This is a genomic window from Akkermansiaceae bacterium, assembly GCA_019634595.1.
Lineage (GTDB): Bacteria > Verrucomicrobiota > Verrucomicrobiia > Verrucomicrobiales > Akkermansiaceae > Luteolibacter.
On the sequence record JAHCBC010000003.1, the window covers coordinates 748,241 to 760,061 of the forward strand.

Below are 11,821 nucleotides of genomic sequence, written 5' to 3' on the forward strand. Positions count from 1 at the left end.
CGGCCGCGCTTGGATGGAGCGTCGGGCGGCCGGGCTTGCCTCATGCGGCACCTCGCCGAAATCAGTTCTCCTCGAAGCGACGGCGGGAACGCTTCCTCGGTGCTGGATCGTCGCCTCCGGCTTCCCGTGCCCGCCCTCTCGCCCAGTCACGGAGACGGGCAATCTCGGTGTCCATCTGGTGGATGATCGGACGGGTATCGAGCGCGGCGCGTGAAACGTCGCGCAGCTTGGGCGTGCGGTTCTCGGAGAAGGCCGTGAACATCGCCTCGACGAAAATCGCCTCGATCTCGGCACCGGTGAACTGCTCGGTCACCCGGGCGAGTTCAACCGAGTCGAAGTCGGTCGGCTTGCGCCAGTACTTCTCCACGACGATCCTCCAGATCATGGAGCGCTCGATCGCCGTCGGGATGTCCACGAAGAACATCTCGTCGAAGCGGCCCTTGCGGACGAACTCCGGAGGGAGTTTTGTCACATCATTCGCCGTCGCGACGACGAACACCGGTTTTTCCTTCTCCTGCATCCAGGACAGGAAGCTGCCGAACACCCGGGCGGTCGTTCCGCCGTCGGTGCTGCCGCTGCTCTTGGTGCCGGAGAATCCCTTCTCGATCTCGTCGATCCAGAGAACACACGGAGCGATGGCCTCTGCGGTCTGGATGACGGAACGAAGGTTCGCCTCGCTCTGGCCGATGATCCCGCCGAAGACCTTGCCCATGTCGAGGCGGATCAGCGGGATGCCGAATGCCGTGGCTGTTGCCTTCGCCGTCAGGCTCTTGCCTGTGCCGGGGATTCCGACGATGAGCAGCCCCTTGGGAGCGGGCAGACCGAACTCCTTCGCCTCGGCGCTGAACGCGAGTTTCCGCGTTTCGAGCCAGTACTTCAGATTGTCCAGTCCGCCGACGGCATCAAGCGAGGGCTTGGTTTCGATGACCTCCACGAGTCCGTTGCGCTTGAGCGTGCGCGCTTTTTCCCGGGAAATGACCCCGGGATCCAGCTTGCCGCTTTCGACCACGGAAAGGGCGAAGACATTTTCCGCTTCAATCGTGGTCAGGCCGAGTGCCGCGTGAAGGATGTCCTCGCGCTCGTCTTCCTCAGGGCTGGTGAGCTTCGCGGACTCGACGATGCCGTTGAGGACGGAACCGAGTTCGGGCGGTCCGGGCAGGGCGAAGTCGATGCGGGTGATCTCGTGGTCCAGTTCGGCAGGAAGCCGCAGGCGGCAGCCCAGCAGGATGAGGGCGTGGCCGTTGGCCTTGGCGAGACGAAGCAGATCCTTCAGCCGGCGGACCAGCATCGGATCGGTCTGTTCCAAATGGAGCTGGAGGTCCCGCATCACGATGACATGACGCGGAGACTCGGCAGCGAACTTCGGTCCGATCAGCTGGAGGGCCTCCAGTGGATCGGCGCAGGGTTGGGCCCGGCGTTCGGTCGTATCCACCAGACCCTCGGACGAGGACCAGGCGGAGAGGTTCCGTCCGAGCTTGGCGCAGGTGGCGGCGATCTCCGCCTCCGCCCGTGCCTCCTCGGCGGTGATGACAGCGAGTCCGGCGTAACCGGCCCGCAGATAGGGAATGAGTTGTTGTTGCATGATGATTTGTCCAGTTGGATGAAATGAGAAAGCCCCAGTCTCCAAATGGGGACTGGGGGCTGATGGGGACGACTGATCGGTGTAGATCAGCCGAGGGTTTCGCGTTCCCAGGCAAGGCAGGCCTCGCGGGAAGGATCGCGATGGACGATCTCACCGGTTCCCGCCATCACGACTTCCCATTGCTGGATTTCGTCGTGGAAGCGAATGTCGGTGAGGCGTTTGATCTCGAGGGTACCCAGCAAGCGCAGATCGATGGCCTCCGTATAGAGGCAGGCGACCTTGCCCGTGGGATTGAAACGGAGGATGAAGGAACTCATGGTTCCCCACCTCCGTTGCCGAGTTGCTGGCGGAGCGGCTGGGTGGCCAACTGCCGGACGAACTCGGGTTTCAGGGTACGGGCGGTCCGGGAACCAAGGGCCTCCTCGATCGCCTTGGTGGCGTCGGTGCAGCCCTTGCCCTGAAAGCCCTCCGCTTCGACCGTGATCCCGCCGGTGGGCGAGACCGTGACCAGGATGCGGCGGCTCACAGGGAACCTCCTTCCAACGTGAGCAGGATAGTGCCATCCTCCGTCACTTGCCGTAAGGTGCGCAGGCCGCGCATGCGGGCCTCCCGCAGCGTCTTGTGGACGCCGTAGGATTGGAGGAGCCGGCCGTAGCCCGCTCCGACTTCCTTTTCCACATGGCCTGCCCACCAGTCGGCGGAGAAGCCATAGCGGCCGCCCTCCGCAGGATCGACGGCGATGTCATACGGCCCTTTGAGCTGGATGACATGGTCGGCCCTGCGGACGGCACCGGCATAGCCGCGGCAGGTGGTATCGGGAACGAGCTTGAGGTCCATCTCGACGCAAGCGTCGTTGAGGGCCTCCAGATCGCGGACTTCGGTTTTGATGGTGGTGAAGTGGGACATGATGGTGGTTCTGGGTATGGGTTGGGTAGTAGTGGTGATGTTGGTTGGGAAAATCAGGCTGATGAGTGGACGTTGGCGGTCGGGGTGATGGTGATGACGTGCGGGGTGTGGAAATGGGAACGGGCGGCCCGACGAATCGGACCGCCCGCTGGGGGTATTGGGGACAGGTGTGGATCAGCCCGCCTCGGCGAAGCGGCGTATGCCCATCTGCCCGAAACGGCTGAGGACATCGTCCGCATCGCCTTTGGCCAAGCGGACGGCGGATTCACGCAGGCGGTTGATGCCCGCCGTCAGATCCCGCATCGCGCCGCCGCTGCTGCGGTAGTCCTCCGCGCTCCGCGTGAGCAGGTCGCGGCGGAACTTCTCCAAGGTTCCTTCCAATTCGCGGTCGCCCGCGAAGTTGAGCGAACGGAAGTCGTCGATGAACGAGGACAGCCGGTTCAAGGTGCGTTGGTGGACGCCGTTCTCCGATCCCTCGATGGTGGCGAGGACGTCAGAGGCGAGCTTGGCGGTTTCCTGACGGAGGGCGGTGACGCTTTCACGGATGAAGGCGTCAAGATCACCACGGAGCTTGCGGGAGGCTTCATCGGCGATGCGCCGGCGGTCCTCCGCGATTTCCATCTGTTCAACGCCCTCGACCACCTCCAGACGGATGCTGTCGGGAGCAGCTACCTGGAACATTCTCGTCTCGAAGACGAAGCGGTTGGCGATGGATCCGGCCGGTGGAAACGACTGCTCGATGGTGTGGAGCAGCCGATCCGATCCTTGGAGCTGAAGCGACGCTGCCCGCCACTCGGCGAGGGCTCGGTCCCGCAACGGGGTGTAGTCCGCGACGAAAGCGAGCGTCTCGTCACGGAATTCCTCACGCAGCTTGGCCAGTTTCTCCACCACCTCGGCGAGGCGTGGGTTGGGGACGAAGCGGGCGATGCCTCCCAGGAACGGAAAGCTTGCCGCTTCGACCAATGCATGCGCCCGGGATTCGATCAAAGAGAAGCGGGACAACGCCTCGCGTGGAATAAGCCGCTTATGGCCGAGCTGGATCAGCCGGTCACTCACGGTGGATGGATCGAGCCCGAGGTCTTCGGGCGCGAGCTTCTTGCACCCGCGCCAGTAACGGACGGAGGTGGAGACGAGCACTCCCCGGCGGCAGATGGCGTCGAGGAGCGATTGGTTCTGTGAATTCATGATAGTGGTTGATTTCTAGTTGGGGTTGGGGACGGAAACACCCGCCACGGGATCGAACCGGGCGGGCGGAGGTGAACCGGCAGGATGCCGGAGGAATGACGGTCAGTGACGCCTGACCTGGAGCCACAGAAGTGCGGCAACCGCAATCAGGATCACTGCCCACGAATGCGACTGGATCAGCTCCAGCAGCAGTCCGGCTGAGCCAAGCACAAGCGCCACTTCAACGGCGATACGGATGGTCGTCGGGTTCATCGTCGTCTTCGTATGGGCGGTCGATCACCCGGCGGCGGTAGCCGGGATCGGGATTTCTGGCGTCACGCAGCATGGGGTGGCCATACTTCGGGGAAGATTCTCCACCTCCGTTGAACAGCCAGACCAGCGATCCTCCCGCCAACAGGCAGAAGGCCACAATCCGGACCGTGTGCCAGCGGCTCTCCGACACCTTCATTTCGGTGCGGATGGTTTCGACCCGTTGGTCGACCTCCCGACGGATCCGCTGCTCCTCCCTGGACTTCTCTTCCTCACAGGATGAAAACCAGAAGAGCGACAGGAACATCAGGCAGCGCAAGCTGATCATGCCGCCCTCCTCTCCTGCATGCCTGCGGGCAGCCACGCCGCGCATTCACGGCGGAACTGGCACCACATGCAGTGCATTCCCGGCTGGGGATGGAAGCGATCCTCTACGATGCCGACTACGGCGATTTCGAGTAGTGCGGTGACACGCCGCTTCCGCTGTATGTCGGCGGGCGGCGACTTCACCCGGATCACCTGCGGTGTCTTAGTCTTCACGAGGAACACCAGATCCAGTGACGGTGGGGTTTCACCGATCGCGGCCTCCATCAGCAGTTGGTAGCTGACGAGCTGGATTTCATGATCGAAAGCCGCCGAACCCATGTCGGGTTTCGCTGCCGTCGATTTGAAATCCACTGGGACAAGGTTTCCTTCCACCAGATCCATCGCGCCGGTCAACGGGACGGAAAGACCGGGAATCTCCTCCTTGAGCATCACCTCTACCGCCCGAGGTTTCCCAGTCAGGACCTCCGGGCTGTCGAGGTAGGCGGCGACCACCCGCAGACCGTCCGTGCGGGTTTTCTCCCGCTCGATGGCATCGTCGTAGTTCACCGGACCTTCGTCGCGCTCCAGATCGGTGAAAGCCTTCTCAAAGGCTGCGGCGGTGGCTTCGGGACTATCATCCCCTCCCCGCCAGCGCGCCAGATGGAACGCCTGGAGCGCAGCGTGGACGGCTTTACCCAAATGCAGGTTCTTCGGTGTGGGTTTCTTGAGACAAGCGACCCGCTCGAAATAGAAGCGGAGGGAACAGGCCAGATACGACTTCGCGGCGGTCGGGCTGATGTGTTCCGGCAATGTTCCCGCATGATGAGCGAGTCCGGTTTCGAAACGGTCGGAGGCATGGGCGATCATGCTGCCCTCCTTCCGTTGCCGCCACCATAGGCGGAGCCGCCACGACGGTTGCCCGATCCTTGCCGGTTCGCACCGCCGTGGGTATCGAGCAACTCGTCGATCAGGCCGGACGCCTCCACCTTGTTCAGGAGACGGACGCCCTTGCCGAAGCGTTCATTGGCGAGCGCTTCGACGCTGGTCTTGTCGAGTTGGTGTTCCTCGACAATTTTCGTGATGAGTTCTCGTTGCTTGTCGGAGCATTTCCATGCCGGTCCGCGCTGCCAGTTGGTTGTCGGACCGGTTGGCTTGGATCCCGGACGATTGTCATTTGCCTGGGAACGCCCGTGCGTTGGTGGAGATTCCTCCATGCCGTAGTCGGCGGGCGGAACGAATCCTGTGGTGAGGATCTGCTCATCCACATTCTGCTGGAGGAGCTGGTAGAGGCGTTCGGACTCCCCGGGAACGTCGTCGGTGGTCACCAGTTCCGTCTCCACGGAAACACTGAACTGGTGGGACGAGAAACCGGGCAGGCCGAGGCGTTTGGAATAATTCGCAATCAGTTTGATGGCCATGTTGGTTGGGGTTGATGGTTGAAACAACGAAGGCCCGGCGATGGGCCGGGCCTTCGGGAATATCGGAATCCATGAAATCCGCCTCACGACGGATCTAGGGAAACCGGCGCAACGACGTGCGCTTCATCAGTTTCATCTAACGCAGGACGGGATGGTATTTCACAGGAAGAACACCGAAGCGACCAGAGCCGCCAACCCCACCACACAGGCCAGCATCACCACCCAGAACATTCCTTGCGCGTGGAACCCTCGATGCGACCGGGAACGCATGAACCGTGCTCGCTCCTGCCGATTCCAGTGCCTCTCCATCAGGAACTCCACCGTTTGCCCTTCGTACATGGATCCTCCGCACAGCGGACAGATCCCTGCGATCTCACCGCTTGGAGGAGGCCCCCAAGGCATCCGGATCTTCCCCTTGCAGGTATGACAGCGATGTTTCATCGGTGCGTGCCGTCAGCGGCTAGAAAAGTCAATCCGCCCCCTCACTGCCCGAAGATCAGTTTGCGGGCACCCGCGACATTCGCTTCGTAGTAAGTCATCTTGCGCTTCTTCAGCTCCTTCCGCGCAATCGCGAATCCCAGGTTCTGGCCTCCGCCTTCCTCCACGCGGGACGAATTGATGCCCATCCAGACGTAACGATCGTTCCGCTTCCAGAACAACGGCCCACCGCTGTTCCCCGGATTGATGGCGGCGTCGGTCTGGATCAACTGGATCAGTCCACCATCTTCATCCGGCATATTTCTCAAGGCGCTGATCCGGCCGAAGGTGTGCGTACCCTCCAGACCGAGCGGAGCGCCCACCGCCACCACCTCGTTACCGATAGCGAAGTAGTCACCCTCCGGTTCCGGGATGAGAACAACATAGTCCCTCCCCGGCTCCAGACCGGTGGTTGGGACAGCCAGATACGCCAAGTCAACCCCGCCTTCCATCCAGCCGAAATGGGTCGCCCTGACGGTCTTGTTCCTCGGAAAATGCAGGTGAACCGAGTAGTCGAGAATCTCCGGGGAGTCGTTCGCTCCATCCGCCAGCGCAAGCTGATCCAAGGCAAGGCAATGACGGTTCGTCGCCACAAGCAGGTAACCATTCTCCACGATCCCCATCACGCAGGTGCTCCCGGTCGAAGCGAATTCATCATCCACAACCACATCCTCCTCCTTCCAATAGACGGACATCGGGATTGAGGTCTTCGCAAGTTCGCCGAACGCATGCCCGGGTTTTTTTTCCTCGACCGCTTTTGCGGCGGACGTCCCGGAATCCTTCGCCCCGGAGGCAACCGCCTGCTTGCCGGACGACCGGGTTTGATGGCTGGTATTCTCGGTCTCCGGAGGCGACGACACGCTGTTGCAACTCCTGAGCAAGAAAGCGAACGCGAAGATGAGGATGGCCAACCCGACACAAAGGCCGGCCCCGGCCCAAGCGCAACCTCGCATGTGGGAATCCGACATCGCTCCCGTCCGGGCGGGGCTAACTGATTGACTGGGGTCCATAGCGGGAAGGATCAGAAAATCACGTCCATCAGCATCAACACCAACTCCCTCAACGGTCCGAAGGGCGACTCCGGAAAAATGAAAGAGATGGAGATCGCGCAGCATAGCCAGCCAACTCCCTTCCAGAATCCTCCGGCCCGGGTGGAGGTTGGCGGATTGGGGCCCGGCAAGGGTTTTGATCGGGGGCTATCGGGGAAATGACCATTTGGATCCATAAGGAATCTTGTTTGGAATTCCGCACTTTTGTCCGGATTTCCGGACACACGCAAGCGATTTTCCCGCTAGATGGACAGGGGCATGGAAGCCCCGCGAAACATTGTTGGCCCACAGGTCATCGCCATCCGCAACCAACTCGGATGGTCCCAGAGCAAACTGGCAAGCGTCTGCCAGCTTCAGGGATGGGATGTCAGTCGCGGCGTCATCGCCCGGATCGAAGGCCAGGTGAAATGGGTATGCGACACCGAGTTGCTGTCGCTCGCCAAGGCGCTGAAGACCTCGGTTCCGGAGCTGTTCCCCAAGAAGGACTGGCGCGCGTTCAAGCCCAGGAATTGATGCAGTCCGTCAGCAAACCGGATGGATGCTTCCGTTTCCGATTGGATTAGCTGACAATTTGAGGGACTGCTAGCTAATCCGGCTTCGCGTTCTGAGATTCGAGCAAAATTTAGACTGGAAACGATGCATTGAAAGATGCCGCCGGATCTCTGATATTGCAGCCCGTGCAAATCCTGGCGCCATTCGCCGGAGGTCCCGACGAATATTTCACCTCTGCGGGCGAACGCCGGATGCAGCCTCCCCCATGCTGCCCGAACTGCGGCAGCAAGCGACGCCTGCGCTTCCACGGATACTATGTACGCTATGTGTCCAGTGATGCCACCGGAGACCCACTCTCGCTGAAGATCCGTCGATACCGGTGCAGGGACTGCCTTCTGACCACCAGCCTGCTTCCGTGCTTCTGCTTTTCCTACCGCATTCTCAGGGGAGATCTTGTCGCCAGTTACTTCCGTGGCGAAGGTGTGGAGGCCCGGGAAGCCCGGTGGCTTTCTTTGCTTAGGATCTATCATCGCAGGTTCGAAAGCTGGGTTCCTCAACTGACGCTGCACTTGCAGGAGGAGTTCTCGTTCACCCTGAACCACCTCTCATGCCGGGCCTCGTGGCGACGGATCGAACTGCATCTTGGCTCCTGCTCCACCGCCAACGGGAGGATCCTTTCCAAATCCGGAGTCACGCTTCTCGGATGTTACTCCTGTCATCAGCCGAAATTCCGATCTGGCGACGTGGGTGACCACAGACATGTACTGTTTTCCTCGGGAAAGGATCCTCCTATGTGAGAAGGTGCAATGAGATCCGTGCCCGGACGAAATCCTTCACCAGAGAAGCCCATCCTTGCAGCGGCTTATGTCCGGATGTCCACCGAGCATCAGCAGTACTCCACCAGCAACCAGATGGAGGCCATCGAGTCCTATGCGCGGGACCGTGGTGTGCAGATCGTGATGATCTTCTCGGACGAAGGCAAAAGCGGGCTCAGTCTCAAGGGACGCAGCCAACTGGTGACGATGATCGAGGTGGTCGAGTCGGGAACCGCATCCTTTGATTGGATTCTGGTCTATGATGTCAGCCGCTGGGGGAGATTCCAGAATGCCGACGAAAGCGCCTACTACGAATACATCTGCTGGAAGTCAGGCATTGAAGTCCACTACTGCGCGGAACAGTTCGTCAACGATGGTAGTCCCATGTCGACCATCCTCAAAGGGATGAAGAGGACCATGGCAGGAGAATACAGCAGGGAGCTTTCCGCCAAGGTTTTCCGCGGAGCCTGCAACCTGATCCGCCTGGGCTACAAACAAGGAGGAACCGCCGGCTACGGGCTACGGCGCATGTTGGTCGATCACAAAGGCAAGCCGAAAGGAGTCCTCGGAATGGGCGAACAAAAGTCGATCCAAACCGACCGGGTGATCCTCGTCCCCGGCCCCGACGACGAAGTGGAGGAGGTCCGCTGGATGTTCCATGCGTTTGTCGAGGACGGCATGTCGGAAAGTCAGATCGCCGGCATCCTGAACGCTCGCGGGATCCTCACCGACTTCGGCAGGCATTGGACCAGAGGCACCGTCCATCAGATCCTCACCAACGAAAAGTATATCGGCAACAACGTCTATCACCGCACCTCGTTCAAGCTGAAGAAACGCCACATCTCCAATCCTCCCGATGAATGGGTCCGCGCCGAAGGAGCGTGGGTTCCCGTCATCGACAGCACATTGTTCGAAAAGGCACGAACCATGATCATGGAACGGAGCCACCGCTTCTCCGACGAAGAAATGCTGGAGAAGCTCAAGGGCCTGCTGGATCTCCATGGCCGCCTGTCAGGTATCCTCATTGACGAGCACGAGGATTCGCCATCCAGTTCGGCGTTCCGGCACCGTTTCGGCAGTCTCGTCAGCGCCTATTCTCTGATCGGCTACACCCCGGCGACCGACTTCAGCTTCATCGAGGAAAACAAGCGCATCCGCCAGATGCACCCGGAAGTCGTGAATTCGGTGGTGGACCAGTTGCGTGAAATCGGGGCTACGGTCGAGATTGATGACGAAACCGATCTTCTCCAGGTGAACAACGAATTTCTTGTCTCGGTGGTGTTGAGCCGCCACACGACCACGCGGAGAGGTTCTTCCAGGTGGGCACTGCGGTTCGACACCGGTCTCCGGCCGGACCTGACCATCGCCGTCCGGATGGAAGCCGGAAACAGCTCCATACGTGACTACTATCTTTTTCCTTCCCTCGACCTCACATGGGAAAGGTTGCGGATGGGCGAAGCCAACGGCATCGAACTCGACGGTTACCAGTTTGATGATCTCGGCTTCTTTTTCCGCATGGCCGAGCGAATCCGAATCGAAGACCTGCCATGAAAGAGAAAATCCAGCTCATCCCCATCAACCGCATCCGGATCGTCAATCCCCGTTGCCGCGACAAGAAGAAGTTCGCCAAGGTCGTGGAGAACATCCGGGCGGTCGGACTCAAAAAACCCATCCAGGTTTCTCCGAGATCAGGTTCCAGCAAAGAGGAAGCAGGCTACAACCTGATCTGCGGACAAGGGCGCATCGAAGCGTTCCAGGCCCTCGGCTATCCGGAAATCCCCGCCATCGTGCTGAAGGTCAGCCGGGAGGAAGGGATGCTGATGAGTCTGATCGAAAACATGGCCAGGAGAAACGCTTCCCCGGTCGAACTCGTTGATGAGATCATCCGGCTCAAGAAGCTTGGCTATTCGAACGTGGCCATCGGGAAAAAGCTCGACATCGCGGACACTGCGGTAGGCCATTTGCTCATCCTTCAGAAAGCTGGCGAAGGACGTCTTATTTACGAAGTCTCCCGGGGTCATATCCCTCTGGGAATCGCCGTTGAGATCGCCAAAGTCGAAGATCCCGACGAGCAGAAGGCGTTCATCGAGGCCTACGAGAAGAATCACCTGAACCAGGCAGCGATCAAGACGATCAAGCGGGTCATCGCCCAGCGGAATTCTTTCGGCAAGGAACTCAATGGTTCCGCCCCTCGACGCCGATGTACCAGTGCGGAAGGTCTGATCAAAACCTTCACGAAGGAAAGCCAGCGCCAGAAAAACCTGATCAAGAAGACGAACGTCTGCGAGAGCCGCCTGGACTTTATAGTCGAAGCAATGCGCCGACTCCGGACAGACGAGGACTTTCTCAATCTCCTCCGCGCCGAGAAAATCGACACCATGCCCAAGGAGTTGTCCGACCTGATTTTCCAACCCTCATCCACTTGCACCCGATGAAGCTCCCACACTTTGCCTTCGAACTGGAACAGATCACAGTCCCGATCGACCACATCCTCCCGGTCAGAGTGCTCAAGGAGCCCGAGAAAAAATTCAAACGCTACCTGGACATCATCTCGACCATCCGTGAATCCCGCCTGATCGAACCCCTGATGGTCTTCCCCCAGAAGGGCATCCCGAACCGATACCTCCTCACCGACGGCCACCTCCGTCTGGCGGCATGCCGGGAGCTCGGAGTGAAAGAAGTAAACTGTATCGTCTCACTCGACGACGAGAGCTATACCTACAATGCGAAAGTGAACCGCCTCGCACCGATCCAGGAACGGCGGATGATCCTCAAGGCGGTCGAGAACGGGGTTTCTATGGAGAAGATCGCCGCTGCCCTGAACGTGGATGTGAAGAAGATCAAGGATCGTCTCAAAGTCACCGCCGGTCTCTGCGATCATGCGGTGGAGATCCTCAAGGACAAGCAGATGAGCCCCACCGCGCTCAAGCTGCTTTCCAAGGTGGTGCCCTCCCGGCAAATCGAGATCGCGGAACTGATGCTCAGCGCCCACAATTTCTCAGTGGTCTACGTGGAAGCCCTTCTGCTCTGCACGCCGAAAGACAAACTCTCATCGAAGGGCAAGGTCCAACGCAAGATCAAGCCAGAGGAATTGGCCCGGATGGAGATCGAAATGGATACGCTGGAGAAGGAATACAAAAACTGCGAGCAGGTCTTCTCCTCCAAGATGCTCGTCCTGACGGTTCTTCGCCGCTACGTGCTCCGGTTGCTGAAAAATGAGAAAGTGGATCGGTTCCTCAGTGCACGCCACTCGGGCATCCATGAAGAACTGACTGCCATCGTCGCCAACGAAACCGTCTGCTGAATCCCACTTTTGATCCCGTATCACAGGGAGCTTTCCCC

15 protein-coding genes are annotated in these 11,821 nt (G+C 59.9%); 4 read left to right on the forward strand and 11 right to left on the reverse strand.

The annotated features are described in order from the left end of the window. Positions 1–61 precede the first annotated feature (61 nt). The 11 genes from KF712_13930 to KF712_13980 all read right to left on the reverse strand — a co-directional run bounded on the left by KF712_13930 (position 62) and on the right by KF712_13980 (position 7,076). Positions 62–1,582, reverse strand: coding sequence for an AAA family ATPase (locus tag KF712_13930; GenBank protein ID MBX3742092.1), 1,521 nt, complete (start codon positions 1,580–1,582; stop codon positions 62–64). 86 nt (positions 1,583–1,668) lie between these two features. Beyond that, positions 1,669–1,899: a hypothetical protein gene (locus KF712_13935; protein ID MBX3742093.1), complete on the reverse strand. Its 231-nt coding sequence runs from the start codon at positions 1,897–1,899 to the stop codon at positions 1,669–1,671. Continuing rightward, positions 1,896–2,108 (reverse strand): DUF2997 domain-containing protein, encoded by a 213-nt coding sequence (locus tag KF712_13940; protein ID MBX3742094.1) that lies wholly within the window; start codon positions 2,106–2,108, stop codon positions 1,896–1,898. The genes KF712_13935 and KF712_13940 overlap by 4 nt, the downstream gene beginning before the upstream one ends. Beyond that, positions 2,105–2,488: a DUF1257 domain-containing protein gene (locus tag KF712_13945; protein ID MBX3742095.1), complete on the reverse strand. Its 384-nt coding sequence runs from the start codon at positions 2,486–2,488 to the stop codon at positions 2,105–2,107. Before KF712_13945 ends, KF712_13940 begins: the two co-directional genes overlap by 4 nt. A 174-nt stretch (positions 2,489–2,662) precedes the next feature. Continuing rightward, on the reverse strand, positions 2,663–3,673 hold the full coding sequence (locus KF712_13950) for a hypothetical protein (GenBank protein ID MBX3742096.1): 1,011 nt from the start codon (positions 3,671–3,673) through the stop codon (positions 2,663–2,665). A gap of 102 nt (positions 3,674–3,775) precedes the next feature. Continuing rightward, the gene (locus KF712_13955) at positions 3,776–3,925 is read right to left on the reverse strand and encodes a hypothetical protein (protein MBX3742097.1); all 150 of its coding nucleotides are present in this window, start codon (positions 3,923–3,925) and stop codon (positions 3,776–3,778) included. Then, a complete protein-coding gene (locus tag KF712_13960; protein ID MBX3742098.1) occupies positions 3,894–4,250 on the reverse strand; it encodes a hypothetical protein in 357 nt (118 codons plus the stop codon). The genes KF712_13955 and KF712_13960 overlap by 32 nt, the downstream gene beginning before the upstream one ends. Continuing rightward, entirely contained in the window at positions 4,247–5,095 is an 849-nt protein-coding gene (locus KF712_13965; GenBank protein MBX3742099.1) for a PD-(D/E)XK nuclease family protein, read from the reverse strand. The genes KF712_13960 and KF712_13965 overlap by 4 nt, the downstream gene beginning before the upstream one ends. Continuing rightward, on the reverse strand, positions 5,092–5,646 hold the full coding sequence (locus KF712_13970; protein ID MBX3742100.1) for a hypothetical protein: 555 nt from the start codon (positions 5,644–5,646) through the stop codon (positions 5,092–5,094). The genes KF712_13965 and KF712_13970 overlap by 4 nt, the downstream gene beginning before the upstream one ends. Before the next feature lie 159 nt (positions 5,647–5,805). Then, positions 5,806–5,985, reverse strand: coding sequence for a hypothetical protein (locus KF712_13975; protein ID MBX3742101.1), 180 nt, complete (start codon positions 5,983–5,985; stop codon positions 5,806–5,808). A gap of 143 nt (positions 5,986–6,128) precedes the next feature. Then, positions 6,129–7,076: a trypsin-like peptidase domain-containing protein gene (locus KF712_13980; protein ID MBX3742102.1), complete on the reverse strand. Its 948-nt coding sequence runs from the start codon at positions 7,074–7,076 to the stop codon at positions 6,129–6,131. Between the two features lie 354 nt (positions 7,077–7,430). On the opposite strand from KF712_13980, the gene KF712_13985 reads away from it, so the two are divergent. The 4 genes from KF712_13985 (at position 7,431) to KF712_14000 (ending at position 11,783) form a co-directional block, all read left to right on the forward strand. Then, entirely contained in the window at positions 7,431–7,685 is a 255-nt protein-coding gene (locus KF712_13985) for a helix-turn-helix transcriptional regulator (GenBank protein MBX3742103.1), read from the forward strand. Positions 7,686–8,536: 851 nt separating this feature from the next. Continuing rightward, positions 8,537–10,030, forward strand: a complete 1,494-nt coding sequence (locus KF712_13990; GenBank protein MBX3742104.1) for a recombinase family protein — start codon at positions 8,537–8,539, stop codon at positions 10,028–10,030. Beyond that, entirely contained in the window at positions 10,027–10,914 is an 888-nt protein-coding gene (locus KF712_13995) for a ParB N-terminal domain-containing protein (GenBank protein ID MBX3742105.1), read from the forward strand. The genes KF712_13990 and KF712_13995 overlap by 4 nt, the downstream gene beginning before the upstream one ends. Next, positions 10,911–11,783: a ParB N-terminal domain-containing protein gene (locus KF712_14000; GenBank protein MBX3742106.1), complete on the forward strand. Its 873-nt coding sequence runs from the start codon at positions 10,911–10,913 to the stop codon at positions 11,781–11,783. The genes KF712_13995 and KF712_14000 overlap by 4 nt, the downstream gene beginning before the upstream one ends. Positions 11,784–11,821 lie beyond the last annotated feature (38 nt).